Origin of the sequence: Shewanella chilikensis (assembly GCF_002836945.1) — a bacterium.
Classification (GTDB): Bacteria; Pseudomonadota; Gammaproteobacteria; order Enterobacterales; family Shewanellaceae; genus Shewanella; species Shewanella chilikensis.
Genome location: NZ_NIJM01000051.1, coordinates 1 through 22,403, shown reverse-complemented (window position 1 = coordinate 22,403; position 22,403 = coordinate 1). Strand labels below are relative to the sequence as shown.

Below are 22,403 nucleotides of genomic sequence, written 5' to 3'. Positions count from 1 at the left end.
AATGGGCGCCAAGCGCCCTTGTACGGATAGGCATCAAATACCCAGTTTGTCCCTCAGGCTGTAATACCAGGCGCCGAGCGCAGAAAAGGGGACTCGCAGGGCATGTCCGCCGGGAAATGGATAATGGGGCAGGCTGGCAAAGGCATCGAAACGCTCCGCCTGTCCGGTCAGCACCTCGGCAATCAACTTGCCCGCCAGGTGGGTATAAGTCACCCCATGACCACTGCAGCCCTGGGAGTAATAGATGTTGCTGCCAATCCTGCCGACCTGAGGCAAACGGGAGAGTGTCAGCAGAAAGTTGCCTGTCCAGGTGTAGTCGATACGGACCCCTTTCAATTGGGGGAAGGTCTTGAGCAGTTTGGGCAGGATAATCGCTTTGATATTCTCCGGATCTCGGGCGCCGTACACTACACCGCCACCATAGATCAGGCGTTTGTCGGCCGACAGGCGGAAATAATCCAGCAGATAGTTACAGTCCTCGACGCAGTAGTCCTGCGGCAACAGACTGTGGGCCAACTCTTCACCCAAGGGTTCTGTCGTGATTACCTGGGTACCGCAAGGCATGGATTTGGCAGCAAGCTGGGGCAGCAGTTTGCCAAGATAGGCATTTCCTGCCACCACCACAAACCTGGCCTTAACCTGGCCATTGGCGGTATGTACTATAGGGTACTCCCCTTCGTCGATACGTACTACGGCCGAATCCTCAAAAATTTTTCCACCGAGAGATTCCACCGCCCTCGCCTCACCCAGCGCCAGGTTCAGCGGATGGATATGGCCACCACTCTTGTCCAGCAAGCCGCCGATATAACGGTCTGTATTGACCACCTGGCGAATGCCGGCATCATCCAACAACTGCAGCTGTTCTGTGTGGCCATATCGCTCCCAGAGGGCTTTTTGCTGCTGCAGATGCCCCATCTGTTTGCGGTTGATGGCAGCAAATACCCCACCGTTTTTGAGGTCACAATCTATCTGGTATTTTTCGATGCGTTCGCGGATGATGCGGCCGCCCTCGAAGGCCATTTCGCCAAAGAGCTTGGCCTGCGCCTTACCGACAGTGCTCTCTATCACATCGAGATCGCGGCTGTAGCTGTTGACTATCTGGCCACCGTTGCGGCCCGAGGCGCCCCAGCCCACTCTGGCCGCTTCCAATACCACCACCTTGAAACCGGCCTCCAACAGGTGCAGCGCCGAGCTAAGCCCGGTATAACCGGCCCCAATCACACAGACATCGGTTTCCAGCACCTCGCTTAAGCTGTTGCGTTCACGGGTGTCATTGGCCGAATCGGCATAATAAGAGGAGGTGTGGGCAGTGGCAGTCATGGTTAATCCAGCCTTTTATGTTTGTTATTTTTAACACTTGCATCATCCTACACAGTTAAATCGACTAAAACCAGTAGAAAACGCATTATAAAACACAAATTGTTCAAAATTTAAAACACATAAGAAAAATAGCGGCGGTGGCTGTCACAGCCAACCGCCTACCTAATTGTTATTCCTCTGTTTGTCTGCTGCGGCGTTCGGCGCGGCGCGCCAGATACCAAGACAGGAAAGCGATCAGGGATACCACCAGAATGATCAGGGTCGCCAGTGCGTTGATCTTGGGGGACACCCCGAGCCGCACCGAGGAAAACACCACCATAGGCAGTGTAGTGGCGCCAGGTCCCGAGGCGAAGCTGGCAATCACCAGATCGTCCAGCGACAGGCTGAACGACAACAGCCAACCCGCCATCAGCGCCGGGGCTATCATGGGCACAGTTATCAGAAAGAAGGTCTTCAGCGGTGTCGCCCCCAGATCCATTGCCGCCTCTTCAATAGAGAGATCCAGCTCCCTGAGGCGCGATGACACCACCACGGCCACATAGGCGGCGCAGAAGGTGGAATGGGCAATCCAGACTGTCATCCTGCCCCGCTCAGCCGGCCAGCCGAGCAGATCCGACATATGCACAAACAGCAGCATCAGCGACAGACCCGTGATCACCTCGGGCATAACCAAGGGCGCCGTAATCATGTTCGACAGCGTCAGCTTGGCCCAGGAGCGATGAAAGCGTGTCATCACAAAGGCCGCCATAGTGCCTATGATCACCGCCATGGTCGAGCTGTAGAAGGCGATTTGCAAACTGGTCCAGACCGCATCCAGTATCTGCTGATCGGCAAACAGCTCGGCGTACCACTTGGCGGAAAAGCCACCCCAGACAGTTACCAGTTTGGAGGCGTTGAAAGAGTAGAAAATCAGAATAAACATGGGGGCATACAGAAACACCAGCCCAATCCATAACATCAGGGTCGAGAAACTCAGCTTCTTCATATCTCTTTCTCCAGACTGCGGCTCTGATAGCGATGGAACAGGGTGATGGGCACAATCAGCAGCACCAGCATCACTATCGCCAGCGACGAAGCCACCGGCCAGTCACGGTTGTTGAAGAACTCCTGCCACAGCACCTTACCTATCATCAGCGAGTCCGGCCCGCCGAGCAGCTCGGGGATCACAAACTCCCCCACGGCCGGAATAAACACCAGCATGGAGCCGGCAATGACGCCGCTCTTGGACAGGGGCAGCGTCACTTTCCAGAAGGTATTGAGACTGCGGGAGCCGAGATCCGCCGCGGCTTCCAGCAGGCTGACATCCAGCTTCACCAAGGTGGCGTACAGCGGCAATATCATAAAGGGCAGATACGCATAGATGATGCCGATATACACCGCCAAATTGGTATTGAGCATCTGCAGCGGCTCATCAACAATCCCAAGCCCCAGCAGCAGGTTATTGATAAGCCCTGTGTTACTCAAAATCCCCATCCAGGCGTAGACCCGAATAAGAAATGAGGTCCAGGACGGCAACATCACCAACAATAGCAGCACTGTCTGCAACCTGGCCGGCGCCCGGGCAATGGCATAGGCCATGGGATACCCCAGCAGCAGACAACCCAGGGTGGAAACCAGCGCCATCTTGAGCGAGTTGAGATAGGCCGAGTAGTACATGGAGTCGCTGAGCAGCAACAGATAGTTGCTCAGGTTGATAAATACCTGCAACACTTCGTCGGCATACTGAAAACTTGGCTCATAGGGCGGAATGGCAATCGCCGCGGTGGAAAAGCTTATCTTCAGTACTATGGCGAACGGCAGCGCGAAAAACAGCAGCAACCACAGATAGGGAAAGCCTATGGTCAGGTGGCGGCCTTTGAATCGTAACTTGAGCTTCTTCATGATCTTAACACCACGCCACTGGTGTCCTCCCAGCTGATATAGACTTCATCATCCCAGGTGGGGTGATCGGCGCGGCGTTCACGGTTGGTCATGCTGCACTGGACTATCTGACCATTGCCAAGGCGAATGTAATACACGGAGAAACCACCGAGATAGGCGATATCGTGGACTATGCCCTTGGCCCAGTTGTATTGCTCTTCGGGCTGCTCGCGGCTTATCAGGGTTTTTTCCGGCCTGACCGCCAACCAGACATGCTTGTCCTCGACACTGGTAGACACCCCATAACCCACGTAAAACGCCTGGTTCAGGCTCTCGGACTGAATGATCACATGGTCCACCTCATCGGCGGTGATCTCCCCTTCAAACAGATTCACTGTGCCGATAAACTCGGCAATCATCCGGCTGTTGGGGCTTTCATAGATATCCATAGGCGAGCCGGTCTGGGCTATCCAGCCATCGCTCATGATGGCAATCCGCTCGGCCATGGTCATGGCTTCTTCCTGATCATGGGTAACCATGACGCAGGTCACCCCTACCCGCTCGAGAATTTCCACCACCTCCAGCTGCATCTGGGTCCGCAGTTTTTTATCCAGCGCTCCCATGGGCTCGTCAAGCAACAGGAGTTTCGGCCGCTTGGCCAAAGAACGGGCCAACGCCACCCGCTGGCGCTGACCGCCGGAGAGTTGATGCGGCTTGCGGCGGGCATATTTTTCCATATGCACCAGCTTGAGCATCTCCTGCACCCGCTGCTCGATTTCAGCCTTGGGTAACTTGTCCTGCTTGAGACCGAAGGCGATATTCTGCGCCACCGTCATATGAGGAAACAGGGCGTAGGATTGGAACATCATATTGATGGGGCGTTCATAGGGCGGCAGGTGGGTAATGTCCTGACCATCGAGAAAAATGCGTCCTTCGGTAGGCTTTTCAAAACCGGCCAACATTCTCAAAAGAGTCGACTTGCCTGAACCTGAGCCGCCGAGCAAGGCAAAGATCTCGCCCTTATTGATGGTCAGCGACACATCATCCACGGCGCGAACATCGTCAAAGAGCTTGCTGACCCGCTCGATTTTGAGCAGCACTTCATCCTGGGTTTTATTATTGGGTTTGACAGGAATGCCCGAGGTGATTGCCATAATACTTCTCCGCAAAATACCAAATGGGCGGCTCAGCGGCCGCCGCTGGTGGAACGAGTAAAGTTTGCCTGTACTACGCAATCAGGCAATGAAGGGGAATCTGGCCCCTGAGTTATTGTTATTGGCCGGATTTAACCTTGGTCCAAACCCGGGTCAGGGCCCGCTGGGCCTTGAGTGGACGAATTTCCCCCACATACAGGTTGTCCAGAGTTGCCTGTGGTGGATAGATGCCGGGATCGTTGCGGATAGACTCATCCACCAGTTTCTGCGCCGGCACATTGGGGTTGGCGTAGGAAACATAGTTGGAGATGGGGGCTATCACTTCCGGCCTGAGCAGATAGTTGATAAAGGTCAGCGCATTGTCGACATTGCCGGCGTCGGCAGGGATGGCCAACATATCGAACCAGAGGTTGGCGCCTTCCTTGGGAATGGCATAGGCGATCTTGTTGCCGTTACCGGCCTCATCGGCGCGGGTAGCCGCCTGGAGGATATCGCCGGAGAAACCGAAGGCGACACAGATATCACCATTGGCCAGATCCGAGATATAGCGTGATGAGTGGAAATAGGTGATATAAGGCCGTATCTTGGCCAGCACTTCACCGGCCTTGTCAAAGTCGGCCGCCTTGGTACTGTTGGGATCCAATCCCAGATAGATCAGCGCCTGCGGCACCATATCATCGGCCGAGTCCAGCATGGACATGCCGCAGGATGACAGCTTCTGGGCATACTTGGGGTTGAACATCAGTTCGAGCGAATCTGTGGGAGCATCGTCTCCCAGCAGCTCTTTTACCTTGGCGACGTTATAGCCTATGCCGTTGGTGCCCCAGAGGTAAGGCACGGCATACTGATTGCCCGGATCGGCCTTCTCCAGCTGTTTCATCAACTGGGGATCCAGATTCTGATAGTTGCTCAGCTTGCTTTTATCCAGAGGCTTAAAGGCCCCGGCCTTGATCTGCTTGGCAAGAAAGTTGTTCGAAGGCACGACAATGTCATAACCGGAGCGGCCGGAAAGCAGTTTGGCTTCAACCACTTCGTTGCTGTCAAATACGTCATAGATCACCCGGATCCCGGTTTCCTTCTGGAAGTTTGCCAGGGTATCTTCGGCGATATAGTCACTCCAGTTATACACCCGGACGACTTCTTCGGCCTGGGCCGTGGCAGCGGCCGCAAGGCCTCCCAACAGTGCCACAGACGTTACTTTGGTCAATAGCTTCATGCTCTCTCCTTTTACGGGTAGCAGCGGTTGTAACCCGCCTTCAATTGTTAACTTATTGTCATTGTTATTAGTGTCACCAATGCTACTCCCTAAAACCCGCATCGGCGCCTTGGCAGCAAGGTATATCATGCCCTTACCGCCAATGGCAGGCAATCTTAGTCGTTCGACTTTTGTACATCTGCGTAGGTCATATCGAGCGCTTGTTTCGCCTTTGTTACCAACTCATCGATTTGATCCTGGGTTATCACCAGGGGTGGCGCGATGATCATAGTGTCTCCCACCGCCCGCATCACCAAGCCACTGGCGATGGAATGCTCCCGGCACTGAGTGCCTACCCCAAGCTCGGCAGCAAAGCGCTGATGACTTGCCTTATCGGCGACCAGTTCCAGCGCGGCCACCATGCCAACGCCGCGCACCTCGCCCACCAGCGGATGCTGGGCCAAGACTTGCCGCAGCCGCTGCTGCAGATAAGGCGCGGTTTCCTCGGCCACTTTGGCGACTATGTTTTGCTGCTTCATCAGGCGTAAGTTTTCCAGTGCCACCGCGGCACTGAGTGGATGGCCCGAATAAGTGTAGCCGTGGGCAAATTCACCGCCCTTATCCAGCGCATCGGCGACTTTATCCGACACTATCACCCCGCCCATGGGGGCGTAGCCCGAAGTCATCCCCTTGGCTATGGTGATCAGATCCGGCTCAAGATCGTAATACTCGGCGGCAAAGTAACAGCCGGTGCGGCCAAAGCCGGTGATCACTTCATCGAGGATGAACAATATGTCGTACTTGGCGAGGATCTTTTTGATCTCCGGCCAATAGCTGTCCGGCGGGACTATCACGCCGCCGGCGCCCTGAATAGGCTCGGCAATAAAGGCCGCCACCTTGTCTTCACCCAGCTCGAGGATCTTGCTTTCAAGCTCGCGGGCACAGCGAATGCCAAACTCTTCGGCAGACAGTCCCTGGCCTTCGCCATACCAGTAAGGTTGGGCGATGTGGACTATGCCTGGAATGGGCAGATCGCCCTGGGCATGCATACCGCTCATGCCACCAAGACTGGCACCGGCAACTGTGGAACCGTGATAGGCATTGTGGCGCGAGATAATGGTTTTCTTCTCCGGCTTGCCCTGGATGTCCCAGTAATGACGCACCAGGCGCAAGTTGGTGTCATTGGCCTCTGAACCAGAGCCGGTAAAAAACACCTTGTTCATATGAGGTGGTGCCAGCGCGGCTATCTCGGCGGCCAGTTCAATCGCCGGCGGGTGGCTGCACTGAAAGAAGCTGTTGTAGTAAGGCAGTTCCAGCAACTGATGCGCCGCCACATCGGCGATGGAACGCAGGCCATAGCCCATGTTGACGCACCAGAGTCCGGCCATGCCATCGAGAATTTGATTGCCCTGTGAATCCCAGATATAGACGCCATCGGCGCGGGTAATCACCCGCCCGCCGGCCTGTTTCAACGCCTTGGGATCGGTAAAGGGATGCAAGTGGTGGGCATGGTCCTTGGCCTGCCAGCCTTGGGTCTGTTGTGATTTCATCTCTCCCTCCTTAGACAGTCAGCAGCAGGAATTCCCGCTCCCAGGAACTCACCACCCGGCGAAAATTCTCAAGCTCGGCGCGCTTGACCGCAACAAAACCTGTGGTGAAGTCTTCCCCCAGATATTTACGGCAATATTGGCTCTCTTCCATCATGGCCATCGCCTCTTCCAGCGTCTGCGGCAAAGAGATCCCCGAGCGGTCTTCGTTGGCCCGGCCCTGCACCGGCGTCGAAGGTTTCACATCTTCAACGATTCCCAAATAGCCGCACAACAAGCTGGCGGCAATGGCCAGATAGGCGTTGGCATCGGCCCCCGGGATACGGTTTTCAATGCGGCGATTTTGCGGTGAAGACTCGGGGATCCTCAGGCCACAGGTGCGATTCTCCTCGCCCCACTCCAGATTGACCGGCGCCGAGGTGCCCGGCAGGAAGCGGCGGAATGAATTGACGTTGGGCGCCATCAACGGCAGAAATTCCGGCATAAAGCGCTGCAGCCCGCCGATATAACTGAGGAAGTTCTGGCTCATGGTGCCATCTTCGCGGGTGAAGATATTCTTGCCGGTTTCCTTGTCGATAACGCTCTGATGCAGGTGCATGGCGCTGCCTGGCTCATTGGTCACAGGCTTGGCCATAAAGGTGGCGCAGACGCCGTGCTTGAGGGCGGCCTCTCTCAGGGTGCGTTTGAACACAAACACCTGATCCGCCAGCGCCAGTGGATTACCGTGGCTAAAGTTGATCTCCATCTGCGCCGTGCCTTCCTCGTGGATCAGGGTATCGATATCCAGCTCCTGCGCCTCACACCAGTCGTACATATCCTCAAACAGGGGGTCATACTCATTGGCGGCATCAATGGAGAAGGACTGACGTCCGGATTCGGCGCGGCCGGAACGACCAACCGGGGGCTTGAGTGGCAGATCGGGATCGTCACTGCGACTGGTGAGATAAAACTCCATCTCGGGGGCAATCACCGGCTCCCAGCCCTTGTCTTCATAGAGCTTGAGCACTTTTTTCAATACGTTGCGCGGCGACAGCTCCAGCGGATTGCCCATCTTGTCATAGGTATCGTGGATCACCTGAGCAGTGGCCTCCAAGGTCCAGGGCAACATAAAGACCGCGTTTTCATCGGGCACGCAGACAAAGTCGATATCGGCGCTGTTGAGCAGGCCATAGTAGGCCTCATCATCGACATAATCGCCGGTCACGGTTTGCAGCAGCACACTCTCGGGCAGCCGCATGCCCTTTTCATCGATAAACTTGTCTACCGGGGCAATTTTACCGCGGGCGATACCTGTCATATCGCAGATAACACATTCAACTTCGGTTATTTTTTGTTCTTTTAAGAAGGCTTCAAGCTTATTCATATTATTTATTCCGCTGTTGCGCCCTAAGACTGCAAGCCTCCCCAAAGGCCTTAAAAATTGCGCTGTAGAAGGGGTTATTTCTGACCTGCCATTCCGGATGCCACTGCACTCCCAAGGCGAATGCCTTGGCGTCGGTGACAGAGAAGGCTTCAATCAGACCATCTGGAGCATGCGCTTCAGGCCGCAACCCCTGACCCAGGCGCTCCACGCCCTGAGTATGGACGGAATTAACCATCGCATGGCTACGGCCCCAGGCGTCGAAAAGCATCCCTCCAGGTTCTATGCTGACCTCGTGGGACAAGCCATACTGCACCTCCAGCGGCGCGCTCTTGTCTTCTCTGTGTTCAATAAAACCACCCACTTCATAGAGCTTCTGGTGCAAACTGCCGCCGTAAGCCACATTCATTTCCTGAAAGCCGCGGCAGATCCCGAGTACCGGCACTCCGGCCTCTATGGCAGCGCGAATTAAAGGCAAGGTAGTGTCATCCCGCTTGGGATCATAGTGGGTGCCCGGCTCGCTGGCCGGGCCTTGGTAATGATGAGGTTCAACATTGGAGGGGGAGCCGGTAAACAATATGCCGTCCAGACGTTCGAGCAGTTGTGCTATCGGGATATCGGCCCCCAATGCCGGGATCACCAGGGGCCAGGCTCCGGCACCTTCGACCACGCCCAAGAGGTATTTCTCGCCAACAATATTGAAAGGATGCAGCCCCAACTGCTCATTGCATGCGGTTACACCCACCAACGCCATTGCTGCCTGTGCCATATCTCACCCCAAAACACTCAAATCCAGGTCTCAGTTTTGAACATTCACTAAAGCAAATGTTCATTTTTTCACACACTACACGGATTTTTTCGCACAGGCAAGAGGTTAATATCCTGTTAAACGCAGCGCCAAGCTGAAATCATTTAAGCCTCTATTTTTAAATGAATATTTAAAAACACCTTGTGTTTGAGATAGGTGTAAATAAGCTTGAACAAAGCAAAAAGTTGGCTTTGCATCACACTGGTTCAGCGGGCACCAATTCGGTGCACACGGGGTTATACGGTCGATATTATTTACACTTTCAGGCAAATATGCTGCCCGAAGTGAATTTACGGGCAGCAAATCGCAATCAGCTGAGGAAATGGAAGATCAAAAGTTGGCAGGAGTGGTGGCACTGACCAGATGACAGGGTTCATCAAAAGGGTTGCGAAACCTGTGTGGTTGTTCGCTATTGAAATAGTAACTGTCACCGGCCTCCAGAATAAACACCTCTTCACCGACCGTCAGTTCAAAGCGACCGGTGATCACCAGCGCCGCTTCTTCCCCTTCGTGGCGCAGCATCTCTTCACCCGTATCGGCGCCCGGGGGATAAGTCTCTGACATCACAGACATGGCACGGTTGGGGTAATCCCGACCAATAAGCTTGAACTCCAGCGGCCCAGTGCCTATGTCCAAAAGCTCATTGGAGCGATACACCACTTTTTGCTCGGTAGTGCCGTTTTCACCTATGGAGAAAAACTCCACCAGCGACATGGGGATCCCCGAAAGCACTTTCTTGAGTGAACTGACTGAAGGGCTGACACTGTTTTTCTCTATCATAGAGATGGTGCTGTTGGTCACCCCGGCGCGTTTAGCCAGCTCACGCTGGGACAGGCCTTTCATCTTTCTAACAGCCTTGAGGCTGGCACCTATATCCAAATCGCAAATCCCCCAAAAATCTCTTATCAGGCGGTTACAGGACACGGTCGGCAGCGGCTTCTGCACAAGGGCAACCAGGGTCCCGGTGAAATTGTTTTGTATTATATGACAAAAGCATGTTAAATAAAACGAACACTTTGAAGGCAAGAGTGCGACGACCGTCAGGTGTAACCAGCCGAGTCCAAACTTATAACAAGAACGGAGCCATGATGCCAATCCAGTCCCCCATTCACAGTGACAACTATCCCGCCTCTTTTTACCATGCGACCGCCAAAGAATTGTTTCAGCATCCCAGGCTGGAAGAGTCATTGGAGACAGATGTCTGCGTAATAGGCGCCGGTTTCAGCGGCCTCAACAGTGCCATAGAACTGGCTGAACGAGGCTTTGGGGTCACCATACTGGAAGCCAAAAAAGTGGGCTGGGGCGCCTCAGGGCGTAATGGCGGGGAGTTGATCCGCGGTATTGGCCATAATATTGAACAGTTTGAGCCGAGTATAGGTAAAGAAGGTGTGCTGGCTATCAAGCAGATGGGTTTTGAAGCCGTCGATATTGTCCGGCAACGGATCGCGCAATACCAAATCGATTGCGATCTGCGCTGGGGCTACTGCGATCTGGCGCTGAAACCAAGACATATGCAGGAGCTTGAGCTGGAGCTTACCGAGCTTGAGCAACTTAACTACCCACATAAGCTCAAGCTGTTGTCCAAGGAGCAGTTGCCGGAAGTCATAGGCTCTGAGCGTTATCTCGGCGCGCTCAGCGACATGGGCAGCGGCCATCTGCACCCTTTGAATCTGGCCCTCGGCGAGGCCCGTGCAGCCCGAAGCCTGGGGGTTAACATCTATGAAGACAGCGCCGCCACCGAAATCATCAAGGGCGAGCTGATACGGGTCAGGACTGAGGGCGGCGAAGTCCGTTGTCGCTATCTGATTTTGGCCGGCAACGCCTATATAGGTGCCAAACTCGAACCTCACATCGGCGGCAAAGTGCTACCGGCCGGCAGTTATCTGCTGGCGACCGAGCCCCTGTCGCAAGCACTCTGCGCTGACATTATTCCGCAGAATATGGCCTTCGCCGATATGAGCATAGCACTGGACTATTTTCATCTGTCGGCCGACAACCGTCTGTTATTTGGCGGACTGTGCAACTACTCGGGCAGAGATCCCAAGGACATTTGCGCCGCGCTCAGGCCCAATATGGAAAGAGTCTTCCCGGCGCTCAAGGGCGTGAAAATAGATTATCAGTGGGGTGGCATGATAGGGATAGGCGCCAATCGTATGCCGCAGATAGGCAGGTTGCCGGATAGCCCCAACATCTATTTCGCCCAGGCCTATGCCGGGCATGGCGTCAATGCCACCCATATGGCGGGGCGTCTGCTGGCAGAAGCTATCAGTCAGCAGGCTGAGCGCTTCGATATCTTTGCCTCAATAGAGCATATGACCTTCCCGGGTGGCCCGGTGCTGCGCTCGCCCATTCTGGCGGCGGGCATGCTGTACCATAGATTCAAGGATCTATTCTGAACAAGGCCTGTTTTGAAGACCAGTGTATGTTGAGTAGGGAGCCATTTTGAAAATAAGTACAGCAAAGGCGTTGTGGCAGTCGTGAATACTCGCTTCGATATCAGCCGCATTCATACGCCACAGGGGATTTTTCGCCTCAAGGGGGAACTGCAAGCCTCACCGCCGAAACTCGTGTGCAGGCAGCTTGAAATTCTCGGCAGTGACGGCTGGCTGGAGCTGCGAGTCGAAGATAACCGCACTCAAGTGCTGCTCGATGCGCTGTTTGAACCTGTGCGTGAACATCTCAAGCCCTGAACTTAGCCTCTTTCCCCCCGTAATGCAGGGGGATTGTCTATTACAGCAAACCGATTAAATGGCTATCCAGGTCGCCTTAATCTCTGTGTATTTATCAAAAGCATGTAGTGACTTATCGCGGCCGTTACCCGACTGCTTATAACCACCGAAGGGCGCCGTCATATCGCCGCCGTCATAATGATTGATCCACACCATACCGCTTCTCAGCGCCTTGGCGGTTCTGTGGGCCTTGCTGAGATCAGAAGTCCACACACCGGCCGCCAGGCCATAGATGCTATCGTTGCCTATGGCTATCGCCTGCTCCATTCCCTCAAATTCAATCACACTCAGTACAGGACCGAAGATCTCCTCGCGGGCGATACTCATCTGGTTATTCACTTCACGAAACAGAGTCGGCGCCACATAAACGCCACCGGTTTCAGCCATGAGTTGCTCGCCGCCACAGGCCAGCACAGCACCTTGCTGCTTACCCGCCTCGATATAACCGAGAATAGTCTGCAGTTGCTGCTGATCCACCACCGCGCCACTGACGGTATCCGGATCCAGCGGATGCCCCGGCTGCCAGGATTTGAGTTCGTCGATAATGAGCGCTATCAGTTGCTCCTTGACCCCGGATTCCACCAGCAGGCGCGAACCTGCGGTGCAAACTTCGCCCTGGTTGAAGGCGATGGCCGAAGCTGCCGCCTGCGCCGCCGCCTTGAGATCCGGGCAATCGTTAAAGACTATGTGCGGGCTCTTGCCACCGGCCTCCAACCACACACGTTTCATATTGGACTGACCGGCGTAGACCATCAGTTGCTTAGCTATCTTGGTGGAGCCGGTAAACACCAGGGTATCGACATCCATATGCAGCGCCAGCGCCTTGCCAACGGTATGGCCAAAACCGGGCAATACATTGAGCACTCCGGGCGGGATCCCGGCTTCCAAGGCAATGGCAGCCATACGAATCGCCGTCAGAGGGGATTTTTCCGAGGGTTTGAGGATAACAGAGTTACCGCTGGCCAGCGCCGGCCCCAGTTTCCAGCAGGCCATCAACAGGGGGAAGTTCCATGGCACAATCGCGGCCACTACCCCGACAGGCTCACGGGTGATCATGCCGATTTCATTGTCAGCGGTGGGTGCTATTTCGTCGTAAATCTTGTCAACCGCTTCGCCGGACCAACGCAAGGCCCTGGCGGCATTGGTCACATCCACCGACTTGGAAAAACGGATAGGCTTGCCCATATCCAGGGTTTCCAGCAAGGCCAGCTCATTGCTATGCGCCTCCAGCAAATCGGCAAAGCGTATCATCACCTTTTTGCGCTCTACCGGCGCCATTCGCGACCAGACTCCGGATTCAAAACTGGCTCTGGCACTGGCCACCGCCGCCTCGGCATCGGCCAGATCGCAACTGGCTACGGCGGCAAGCTTGTTGCCATCCACAGGGCTGATGCAATCGAAGGTCTCGCCGGATACGGCTGCACAATACTCTCCATGGATAAAGGCCTGGCCACAGATCTGCAATTGCGCGGCCAACTGCTGCCATTGCTGACGGGTTTGCGGTGTACTCATAAATCCTCTCATCTGCTTGCAAGCGGGCATTCCACTACCTCAGTAGGCCTATCGCGGCCAACTCGTGCAGCCATCGCCAGTTATTCGGGTCGCTCCAGATTAGCCTCGAGCACGGCATAAATTCAATATATTTTACAAAAATAGATTTTTTGGCATAAATAATTGCACACAGGCCTTCCATGTTCATTATTTCTGACATAGCATAGCGAAATATCAATCACCATTAACAAGCCCGCAACACTAAGGTTAATGCTTATGGCAGAGCTAAAACAACAGGCGAAAACACAGGGCAATCTCGAGCATTACTGGATGCCTTTCAGTGCCAACCGTCAATTCAAGCAGACTCCCAGGCTACTGGCTTCGGCCGAAGGCATGTATTACCGGGATGTCGATGGCCGTCAGGTGCTGGACGGCACCGCAGGTCTTTGGTGCTGTAATGCCGGCCATGGCCGGGCGGAGATCAGCGAGGCGGTCAGCCGTCAGATCCGCGAAATGGACTATGCCCCCAGCTTTCAGATGGGTCATCCGTTGGCATTCGAGTTGGCCGAGCGCCTCAGTGAAATCGCCCCGCCCGGCATGAACCGTATCTTCTTTACCAACTCGGGCTCAGAGTCGGTCGACACCGCACTCAAGCTGGCGCTGTGTTACCACAGAGCCAATGGCGAGCCGAGCCGCAGCCGTTTTATCGGCCGTGAGCTGGGCTATCACGGTGTGGGGTTTGGCGGTATTTCAGTGGGCGGAATTGGCAATAACCGTAAAGGTTTCAGCCCGCAACTCCTCGGCGGCATCGATCACCTGCCCCACACTCTGGATATGAAAGCCAACGCCTTCAGCCGCGGCTTGCCCGAGCATGGCGCCGACAAGGCCGAGGCGCTCGAGGGGCTGATTGCCCTGCATGGCGCAGAGAATATCGCCGCCGTTATCGTCGAGCCCATGTCAGGCTCGGCCGGGGTAATATTGCCACCCAAGGGCTATCTCAAGCGCCTTCGGGAGATCACTCAAAAATACGGCATCTTGCTGATATTCGATGAGGTAATCACAGGTTTTGGCCGGGTGGGCGGCGCTTTTGCCAGCAACCACTGGGATGTGACTCCGGACATAATGACCACGGCCAAGGCGCTCAACAATGGCGCCATCCCCATGGGCGCGGTGTTTGTGCAGCAAGCGATTCACGATGCCTGTATGCAGGGCCCCGAGGCGATGATCGAGTTCTTTCACGGCTATACCTATTCGGGGCATCCGGTTGCGGCCGCGGCGGCACTGGCCACCCTGGATATCTACCGTGACGAAAAGCTGTTTGAACGCACTACAGCGCTGGCGCCCTATTTTGAGCAGGCGCTGCACAGTCTCAAGGGGCTGCCCAATGTCATCGATATTCGCAATACCGGCCTGGTGGGTGGCATTCAGCTGGCCCCCAGCCCGCAAGGTGTCGGCAAACGCGGCTATCAGATTTTCGAGCGCTGTTTCTGGCAAGGTGCGCTGGTACGGGCCACCGCCGACATCATAGCCCTCTCTCCGCCGCTGATAGTGGAAGAGTTCCAAATAGATCAACTGATTTCCACCCTGGCCGACGCCATCCAAACCGTCGACTGAAGCACACAGGATAGTTATGCGTATTTACAGCCACTATATAGATGGACATGAAACAGATGGCAGCCGGGCACAGGCTTCACTGCCGATTTTCAACCCGGCCAACGGCAAAGAGCAAGCCAGAGTCGCCCTCGCCTCCCAGGCAGATACAGAGCGGGCAATAGACTCGGCCAAACAGGCTTTTGATGCTTGGTCAAAGGTATCGCCCCTTAACCGGGCGCGGGTGCTGTTTCGCTTCAAAGCCCTGGTAGAAGCCCACATGGATGAGCTGGCCGAGCTTATCTGCCTGCAACACGGCAAAGTGCTTGAGGATGCAAGGGGCGAGTTGGTTCGAGGACTGGAAGTGGTGGAGTTTGCCTGCGGCATTCCCCATCTTCTCAAGGGAGAACACACCGAGCAGGTTGGCACTGGCGTCGATGCCTGGAGCATCAATCAACCGCTCGGGGTGGTTGCCGGCATTTCGCCGTTCAATTTCCCTGTGATGGTTCCCATGTGGATGTTCCCGATTGCCATCGCCTGCGGCAATACCTTTGTGATGAAGCCATCGGAAAAGAATCCGGCGCCGGTACTCAGAATTGCCGAGCTGCTGACCCAGGCCGGGCTGCCGGATGGGGTTTTCAATGTTATCAACGGCGACAAGCTGGCGGTAGATACCCTGCTCTGCCATCAGGATGTTCAGGCCATCTCCTTTGTCGGTTCTACGCCTGTGGCCGAGTACATCTACAGTAAGGCATCGGCCCACGGCAAGCGGGTGCAGGCACTCGGCGGCGCCAAGAACCACATGCTGCTGATGCCGGATGCCGATCTGGAACTGGCCAGCAACGCCTTGATGGGCGCGGCCTATGGCTCTGCCGGTGAGCGCTGTATGGCTATTTCCGTGGTACTGGCGGTTGCTGATGTGGCCGATGCCCTGATAGAAAAACTGCAACCCAAGATAGCCGCGCTCAAGGTAGGTAACGGCCTGGAGCCGGGTATGGAAATGGGGCCGCTTATCTCCCGCGCGCATCTGGACAAGGTCTGCAGCTATATAGACAGCGGTATACAGCAGGGCGCCGTTTGCCTGGTCGATGGCCGCAATACCTTGGCAGACAGCGAAGGTTTCTTTCTCGGTGCGACCCTGTTCGATGGCGTCACCCCTGAGATGCAGATTTACCGGGAAGAGATCTTCGGCCCAGTGCTTTGCATAGTCAGGGTGGCCGACTATGACTCGGCGCTGGCTCTTATCAATCAACATGAGTTCGGCAACGGCACCGCCATCTTTACCCAGAGTGGCGAGCTGGCGCGCGACTTTTGCCACTCGGTGCAAGTCGGCATGGTGGGGGTCAATGTGCCTATCCCTGTGCCCATGGCATTTCACAGTTTCGGCGGTTGGAAACGCTCGCTGTTTGGCCCACTGCATATGCACGGCCCGGATGGAGTTCGCTTCTACACCCGGCGCAAAGCCGTTACCGCCCGCTGGCCCAAACAGCTGAGTGCCGATTTCATCATGCCGACCATGAAATAGGGAGAGAGGGAGAGCCTGATGCACATCAACAATATCAGAGTACTGGCGCGCAATACTCCCGAGGTAAGTGAATACTCCATCACCGAGGAAAAGCGTCTGCAGGGCGCGCCGCGCCAACGACTGGAGAACCATTACTCCAGCCCCTGTGAGCAGTTTCATACCGGAATTTGGCAAAGCGAAACAGGCACTTGGAAAGTTAACTACACTGAGCACGAGTATTGCGAAATCCTCGAGGGTAACAGTGTCATCAGCGATGAACAGGGAAATCGTCTCGAAGTTGGTCCGGGCGACAGGTTTGTTATCCCGGCCGGGTTTCGCGGCAGTTGGCAGGTAACGGTTCCCTGCCGCAAGCTCTATGTGGTGTTTGAATCCAACAGATAAAAACAAAACCGCCATGAGGTCTCAGCATAGCTGCTGTTGTTTGGCATAAACCAGGCCGCGCCGGAATATTTCCGGACGGGGCCGGCAAACCAAAGAAGGGAGAAATGCTTGTGAACCCAGTGATAAGAAGAACCAACCCTCTGCTATGGGCACTGCTGCTTGGCGGCGCCATAACCTCAACCTCTGCCATGGCCGAAATCAGCGGCGAGATAGCCGTGACCAATGACTACCGCTTTAGAGGCGTGTCACAAACTGCCGGTGACTTTGCCGTGCAAGCTAGTCTGGACTGGAGTCACGACTCGGGTTTCTTCGTCGGGGCCTGGGCCAGTAATGTGGAATTCGATGAAGATGGTACTCCCAAAGAGGATCAGGTGGGTGCCGATTTCGAACTGGATGTCTACCTGGGTTACGCCGGTGAAATCAACGACAACCTGGCCTATGACATTACCCTGCTGCGCTATATGTACCCGGGCGACAATGTCTCCCAGGACTACAACGAAATCTCTTTCGGTCTCGAGTTCAGCGATTTTAGGGCTGCCTACTGGTACACCAATGACTATTCGGGCTCAGATCTGGACTACCACTATGCCGAGCTGAACTATAGTTATGAGTTTGCCGAAAACTGGAGCCTGGATCTGCACCTGGGTTACAACTTCGGCGATGCGCCCGATGACGATATGGGTAAATATCTGGATTACTCCATAGGTGTCTCGACTGAGATTGCCGGTTTTGGTTTGTCTCTGGCCTGGTTGGACACAGATATAGATTCGGATGCCGAGATAAGCAGTGGCACCTTCCAGAATGACGGCACTGTGCTGGCGAGTGTCAGCTACGCTTTCTAAGCAGCAAAATTGCTGTGCCCAGGCAAGCCATAGGACAGACCTGCACGGGCAAGCCCCCCATCTTCCTCCCACCAACCAAAAGTAACAGAGCCGCTCCCTGAGCGGCTCTTTTTTATAAATTGATTCAGTTCTCAACGCAGTGGCGGTACGTGGGGGGTATCGCCCCGGCGCACCTGATGTTTGACGTCTTGCCAGCTATGGGTGAGGTGTTGCAGTTGCTCTCGCCGCTCGGGAAACTGCTCGCTGAGCTTTGCCATCAGTTCCACTTGTCTGTCACAGATTTGCGCCCAGCGCTCGGCATTGGAAAGGTACATGGCTTCATCCTTGATCTTGGTTTGTGGTAAAACAGGTGTTACTGAACAAATAATAACCAAGGTTTGCCAATTTGCCAGTCCTTCTAGCCTTATCACAAAAATCCACCCTGGGTGCACTGTCAAACGCCGCTGCTTGCAGGTATAACTGAAGATATAAGATCACATCTGGATAGCAATATTTACTCTTGCTGAAACAAGGAGTCTCACTATGGCTACTATGTTAAAAATACTCTTTATCGCCCTGGCGTTAGTGCTTATCTACAAACTGGTTTTCAGTAACAAGAAAGGAATGACAATATTTGAAATGCATTTCAAGGACGGTCGTATGACCTCGCACAAGGGCAAAATCCCGGAGAAGTTTGAACGTGAATGCCGCGCCCTGGTCAAGAAAGAGAAACTCACCTGCACAGTGCGCGCCGAGCGCAGCGGTGAAGTGCGGCTGCATATCAGCGCCAACGCCGGAGATGCCAATATTCAGCGTCTGCGCAACCTGTTTCCCTTCGAATACTATGACCGTAAGCAGAGCGACAACAGTAAACAACTGGGCTGATCAGCGCTGCCCGGGGAACACTTGAGGGTCGATTTTCCCTTCCCGGCGCGCATCATCTATGATCCTCTGGTTATCCTGTGCCATGGGATCTTCGGCGGGGAGATTGGGATTCACCCGCTCCTCCTCGGGCGCTTCAAAACTGAAATCGATACCATTCGAGCAGCCGCCGAGCGATACCAGTGCCAGTAAGCCCATCGAAACCCAAGGCAGTAGCAAAGACTTGTTGTTCATCAATATTGAAACCTGTGTTGAGAGACGGTTGTTATTAAAACAGAGCTAAGCTTAACTTAGGCTGAGGCTCAGCGTTAGTCATGGCGTACCATTAATGACCAGCTCTGTTACTTGTCTTCCAACCTACGGATCACCAGAGTCACCTCCCCCACTGTCAGGCCCCATTTGCGGATCTCGCTGCGGTTGATTATGGTGTCCGGCGCCGTTTGATACATCCAGTCGTCAAAATGTACCTGATACTCGTTGCTATCAAGCTTTAGCAGCATGTCGTAGCGCCAGCGCAGGGCAAAACCCTCTGCTTGCCCTTCTGCCACCCCCAGAATATCCGCGGCTCTGCCCTGGTAGCGGCCATCGGCAAGCTTGGTAATCTGCCAGGTTCGCTCGGCAAGCTCACCATCGTCATACTCAAACCATTCCTGCAACACACCTTGATTCCCCTGCCAACTGCCCGTCATCCGCACATTGAAACGGCGCACCACCTGGCCGCTGTAATCTTGCACCATACCGGAAGCCTGCAACTCCCCGTTAAAGAACTGCTGCAGATCCAACTTAGGTTCGCTGGCGCTATAGTCATGAATATCGACACTGCCGCAACCGCTCAGTCCAAGCATCAGAAGTAACATCCAAACCTTGGTGAAACTGATAAACCTGCTGATTAACATTTGCATGCCTGCTCTCCTATCAACTGGGCTCTCAGTTGCGGCCGACTGCTGCGCTCTGACAACCAAATCGCCAAAAAGGCATCAGCAAAACGCTTATGCTCGCTCGAAGCGCTCTCATCTATAACAATCGCGGCTAACGGCTTGTCGTTGAACAGAAAATGCCCTCGCTGCGGCCCGCTTGCCACAAAGCTCAATCTATCCCCTTGCTCCACATCCGGCCAGATCTCTTCAAGCAGCGCCAACCAGGCAGATATCTGCTCTCTGTCGTATCCCAGGTGCAACCACTGGTGTTTGGTGGCCTCAAGGAGTCGCGAAGCGGGTATATCCCGGTAATACTGAATTTCCAGCTGTTGCGGGAAGCTATTGGGCTGGTAACTACCATCCGGCGTCAGCAACCTGGCCCGATAAAGGGTTATAAACCACCAGTCCATTTCACCGCGGCCCACTTCCCGAAAGCTGGCAAGCTCCGCCTTGGATGGCTCGACCTGGGCAGCTTTGGGCTCAGGAGTCTGCTCTTGGCTCAGCGCTTGAGCCTGCTGTGCTTGAGTCTGTGCTTGAATCTGTAAATTGTCGGCCCAGGCCTGAGAGGGCAGGCCAAGCAGTATCATCAGCCCGGCAAAGCCTGCTTTATGCAGCTTACCGACTTGCTTTGCTCCCTTGTTTACACCCTTGATGAATCGTTTCATTGCCGGTCTCCGTCAGAGAAATCCTGTAGTTGGGGGATTTTTACCCTATTCAAGCTTAAGGTTGCAATAACTTAACAGTGGCAGCAGCAGCGACCAGATGATTATCAACAAGCTAAAAGTAACCGATTGCCCCAGGGGCCAAGCCACGGCCTCCAACCTGAATGCCGCCAGGTAACTGCCTGCGCCCCCCACAGCACCAAAGAGTGCCTGCTGCCATTTAGGCAAGTCCCTGAGCCAGGCCAGACTCACCCCCAAGGTCGCGGCAAAATGCCCCCAAAGACAGCAGAGCCACAAGGGTAAAAGTCGCGAGGGGCTGTCAAACTCAAATACTCCGCCAAGGTGCAGCATGGCGTCCAAAACTATGCCAATGACAGCAGGCATCAGTACGGCGTTGAATGCTTTCATACTGCATCCGGTACGCTTTACGCTTTGCGCTGCCAGTTGGCAGTGCTGATCCTGGGCATTCTCGGCCATGAGGGCGGAGCGGTAGCCCGGATTGACAAGCAGCAACTGGGCACAAAGCAACAAGAGAGCAAACACCAGCGCCTGATTGGCAAACAGGATCAAAAACCACCAGCCCAACTGGAAAACGATGGCGTTGAGCAGCAGAAAAAACCAAGGCGATGAAAGTTTCATGGCCTAACCTGCGATTTGCCTTGAGCTCAGCGGACGATAGCCGTCCTTGACCGCAGTCAGTTGCACTGTGCTTATGGTGCGCTCAAGAAAACCACCTTCGCAGTAACTCAGGTAAAACTTCCACATACGCACAAAGTCCTCACCATAACCGAGTTCACGCACCCGCTCCCTGGCGTCATCGAAGTTGGCATGCCAGTCATTCAGGGTGCGGGCATAGTCGAGACCAATATCATCCAACGACCAGAGGGTCATGGAGGTTTGCCGCTGCAAGTGGCGCGTCATCTCGGTGACAGATGGCAGGCAGCCGCCGGGGAAAATATAGCGCTGAATAAAATCCACCCCTTTGCGGTAGCTGTCATAGCGCTGATCTTTAATGGTGATCGCCTGCAGTAACAGCTTGCCGCTCGGCTTGAGCAGGGCATCCAGGCCGGCAAAAAATCCCGGCAGATAATCGTGGCCCACTGCCTCTATCATCTCTATCGAGACCAAACGGTCATACTGGCCGCTGAGCTGGCGATAATCCTGCCGCAACAGGGTAATGCGCTCACTCAGTCCTTCGGCGGCAACCCGTTCACTGGCATATTGGTACTGGGCATCGGAAATCGTGGTAGTGGTTACCTTGACGTCATAGTGTTTGGCGGCATAGATAGCCAGGGCGCCCCAACCGGTACCTATTTCCAAAAGACTCATCCCGGGCTGCAGATCCAGCCGCTCGCAAATCAGTTGCAGCTTATACTGCTGCGCCTCATCCAACTGCGCCTGTTCATGGGGATAGACGGCGCTTGAATAGAGCAGCTCAGGGTCGAGAAATGCCTGATACAAGGGGTTGCCCAGATCATAGTGCGCCAGAATATTGCGCTTTGAACCGGCCTTTGAGTTTCGGCGCAGCAGATGTTTCACCCGGCTAACTGTGTTGGAAAACCAGGAAAACCGCTGCTCTATCTTATCCAGCAGCGGCAGATTACGGGCAAACAGCCGCACCACTGCGGTAACATCCGGACTGGACCAGTGCCCCTGAATATAGGCTTCACCGGCGCCGATAGAGCCGCCCAGAATCACCTGGCGAAAAAAGCGCTCATCGTGAATACGAATTATGGCGACCAGGTCTGTGTCGAGCGGGCCGAAGGTCCACTGCTCACTGCCCAGTTGCAGTTTAAGACAACCGCCCTCCAAGGCATTCAAGGCCTGTTGCATGACTCTGGCCCATAGGCTCTTGCCGCTGGCGGCCAGCTGCTGTCTGTTCTTGGCTACTGTGTTTTCCATCTCATTCTCCAATGTTTGCTGTCACACTCGGGGAAATTTCCAAACCTTTAGGGAAGGTGCAAATAAGTCCTCGTGGCACTCTGGCTTGCACAGCAATTGGCGTTCAAGGCATCTGACTGAAGGCATGCCGGGGCCTGTCGAAGTCGGATAACGCAGAGAGCCGGTTGCTGTGAAAGCCCCGAAGGGCGTGGCTTACAGACCTGCCTGCTGTGTTGTGCTTCTTGCAAAGGACTAAGGCCATTTGCTGCGAACCACGCCT

General features: G+C 54.8%; 23 protein-coding genes. 7 read left to right on the top strand and 16 right to left on the bottom strand.

Annotated features, from left to right (window positions below; translation table 11 throughout):
* Window positions 1–33: 33 nt before the first annotated feature.
* The 9 genes from CX651_RS16115 to CX651_RS16075 form a co-directional block, all read right to left on the bottom strand.
* Window positions 34–1,320, bottom strand: a complete 1,287-nt coding sequence (locus CX651_RS16115; protein ID WP_025009897.1) for an NAD(P)/FAD-dependent oxidoreductase — start codon at window positions 1,318–1,320, stop codon at window positions 34–36.
* A 169-nt stretch (window positions 1,321–1,489) separates the two neighbouring features.
* The gene (locus CX651_RS16110; protein ID WP_101056861.1) at window positions 1,490–2,305 is read right to left on the bottom strand and encodes an ABC transporter permease subunit; all 816 of its coding nucleotides are present in this window, start codon (window positions 2,303–2,305) and stop codon (window positions 1,490–1,492) included.
* Window positions 2,302–3,201 (bottom strand): ABC transporter permease subunit, encoded by a 900-nt coding sequence (locus tag CX651_RS16105; RefSeq protein ID WP_101056860.1) that lies wholly within the window; start codon window positions 3,199–3,201, stop codon window positions 2,302–2,304. Before CX651_RS16105 ends, CX651_RS16110 begins: the two co-directional genes overlap by 4 nt.
* Entirely contained in the window at window positions 3,198–4,334 is a 1,137-nt protein-coding gene (gene potA / locus CX651_RS16100; RefSeq protein ID WP_025009894.1) for a polyamine ABC transporter ATP-binding protein, read from the bottom strand. Before potA ends, CX651_RS16105 begins: the two co-directional genes overlap by 4 nt.
* A gap of 118 nt (window positions 4,335–4,452) precedes the next feature.
* Complete coding sequence (locus CX651_RS16095) at window positions 4,453–5,550, bottom strand: polyamine ABC transporter substrate-binding protein (protein WP_101056859.1); 1,098 nt, start codon at window positions 5,548–5,550, stop codon at window positions 4,453–4,455.
* Between the two features lie 155 nt (window positions 5,551–5,705).
* The gene (locus tag CX651_RS16090; protein WP_101056858.1) at window positions 5,706–7,079 is read right to left on the bottom strand and encodes an aspartate aminotransferase family protein; all 1,374 of its coding nucleotides are present in this window, start codon (window positions 7,077–7,079) and stop codon (window positions 5,706–5,708) included.
* A 10-nt stretch (window positions 7,080–7,089) separates the two neighbouring features.
* The gene (locus CX651_RS16085; RefSeq protein ID WP_028780689.1) at window positions 7,090–8,439 is read right to left on the bottom strand and encodes a glutamine synthetase family protein; all 1,350 of its coding nucleotides are present in this window, start codon (window positions 8,437–8,439) and stop codon (window positions 7,090–7,092) included.
* A gap of 1 nt (window position 8,440) precedes the next feature.
* On the bottom strand, window positions 8,441–9,205 hold the full coding sequence (locus CX651_RS16080; protein ID WP_101056857.1) for a gamma-glutamyl-gamma-aminobutyrate hydrolase family protein: 765 nt from the start codon (window positions 9,203–9,205) through the stop codon (window positions 8,441–8,443).
* Window positions 9,206–9,574: 369 nt separating this feature from the next.
* Window positions 9,575–10,123: a cupin domain-containing protein gene (locus tag CX651_RS16075; RefSeq protein ID WP_028780691.1), complete on the bottom strand. Its 549-nt coding sequence runs from the start codon at window positions 10,121–10,123 to the stop codon at window positions 9,575–9,577.
* 209 nt (window positions 10,124–10,332) lie between these two features.
* Between CX651_RS16075 and CX651_RS16070 the strand changes: the two genes are divergently transcribed.
* Together CX651_RS16070 and CX651_RS16065 are read left to right on the top strand one after the other, a co-directional pair.
* Window positions 10,333–11,640: an NAD(P)/FAD-dependent oxidoreductase gene (locus CX651_RS16070; protein ID WP_101056867.1), complete on the top strand. Its 1,308-nt coding sequence runs from the start codon at window positions 10,333–10,335 to the stop codon at window positions 11,638–11,640.
* Between the two features lie 72 nt (window positions 11,641–11,712).
* On the top strand, window positions 11,713–11,934 hold the full coding sequence (locus tag CX651_RS16065) for a hypothetical protein (protein ID WP_146226015.1): 222 nt from the start codon (window positions 11,713–11,715) through the stop codon (window positions 11,932–11,934).
* A 54-nt stretch (window positions 11,935–11,988) separates the two neighbouring features.
* Here CX651_RS16065 and CX651_RS16060 read toward each other — a convergent pair whose 3' ends face one another.
* A complete protein-coding gene (locus CX651_RS16060; protein ID WP_101056855.1) occupies window positions 11,989–13,485 on the bottom strand; it encodes an aldehyde dehydrogenase in 1,497 nt (498 codons plus the stop codon).
* Window positions 13,486–13,740: 255 nt separating this feature from the next.
* On the opposite strand from CX651_RS16060, the gene CX651_RS16055 reads away from it, so the two are divergent.
* The 4 genes from CX651_RS16055 to CX651_RS16040 all read left to right on the top strand — a co-directional run bounded on the left by CX651_RS16055 (window position 13,741) and on the right by CX651_RS16040 (window position 17,802).
* Window positions 13,741–15,078: an aspartate aminotransferase family protein gene (locus CX651_RS16055; protein ID WP_101056854.1), complete on the top strand. Its 1,338-nt coding sequence runs from the start codon at window positions 13,741–13,743 to the stop codon at window positions 15,076–15,078.
* A gap of 16 nt (window positions 15,079–15,094) precedes the next feature.
* The gene (locus CX651_RS16050; RefSeq protein WP_101056853.1) at window positions 15,095–16,579 is read left to right on the top strand and encodes a CoA-acylating methylmalonate-semialdehyde dehydrogenase; all 1,485 of its coding nucleotides are present in this window, start codon (window positions 15,095–15,097) and stop codon (window positions 16,577–16,579) included.
* Window positions 16,580–16,597: 18 nt separating this feature from the next.
* The gene (locus CX651_RS16045) at window positions 16,598–16,960 is read left to right on the top strand and encodes a cupin domain-containing protein (protein WP_101056852.1); all 363 of its coding nucleotides are present in this window, start codon (window positions 16,598–16,600) and stop codon (window positions 16,958–16,960) included.
* A gap of 119 nt (window positions 16,961–17,079) precedes the next feature.
* Window positions 17,080–17,802 carry a TorF family putative porin gene (locus CX651_RS16040; protein WP_373296848.1) on the top strand — a complete coding sequence of 241 codons (723 nt, stop codon included), beginning with the start codon at window positions 17,080–17,082 and terminating at the stop codon, window positions 17,800–17,802.
* 131 nt (window positions 17,803–17,933) lie between these two features.
* Here the strand turns inward: CX651_RS16040 and CX651_RS16035 are convergent, their stop codons facing one another.
* Window positions 17,934–18,116, bottom strand: a complete 183-nt coding sequence (locus tag CX651_RS16035; protein ID WP_100144163.1) for a hypothetical protein — start codon at window positions 18,114–18,116, stop codon at window positions 17,934–17,936.
* Window positions 18,117–18,324: 208 nt separating this feature from the next.
* Between CX651_RS16035 and CX651_RS16030 the strand changes: the two genes are divergently transcribed.
* Complete coding sequence (locus CX651_RS16030; protein WP_039034306.1) at window positions 18,325–18,666, top strand: DUF3634 family protein; 342 nt, start codon at window positions 18,325–18,327, stop codon at window positions 18,664–18,666.
* Here CX651_RS16030 and CX651_RS16025 read toward each other — a convergent pair whose 3' ends face one another.
* The 5 genes from CX651_RS16025 to CX651_RS16005 all read right to left on the bottom strand — a co-directional run bounded on the left by CX651_RS16025 (window position 18,667) and on the right by CX651_RS16005 (window position 22,144).
* Window positions 18,667–18,897, bottom strand: coding sequence for a hypothetical protein (locus CX651_RS16025; RefSeq protein WP_101056851.1), 231 nt, complete (start codon window positions 18,895–18,897; stop codon window positions 18,667–18,669).
* Window positions 18,898–19,004: 107 nt separating this feature from the next.
* The gene (locus CX651_RS16020; RefSeq protein ID WP_226684482.1) at window positions 19,005–19,559 is read right to left on the bottom strand and encodes a DUF3833 domain-containing protein; all 555 of its coding nucleotides are present in this window, start codon (window positions 19,557–19,559) and stop codon (window positions 19,005–19,007) included.
* Entirely contained in the window at window positions 19,553–20,245 is a 693-nt protein-coding gene (locus tag CX651_RS16015) for a chalcone isomerase family protein (RefSeq protein ID WP_101056850.1), read from the bottom strand. The genes CX651_RS16020 and CX651_RS16015 overlap by 7 nt, the downstream gene beginning before the upstream one ends.
* Window positions 20,246–20,290: 45 nt before the next feature.
* A complete protein-coding gene (locus CX651_RS16010; protein ID WP_101056849.1) occupies window positions 20,291–20,881 on the bottom strand; it encodes a DUF2878 domain-containing protein in 591 nt (196 codons plus the stop codon).
* Between the two features lie 3 nt (window positions 20,882–20,884).
* A complete protein-coding gene (locus CX651_RS16005; protein ID WP_101056848.1) occupies window positions 20,885–22,144 on the bottom strand; it encodes an SAM-dependent methyltransferase in 1,260 nt (419 codons plus the stop codon).
* Between the last annotated feature and the right edge of the window lie 259 nt (window positions 22,145–22,403).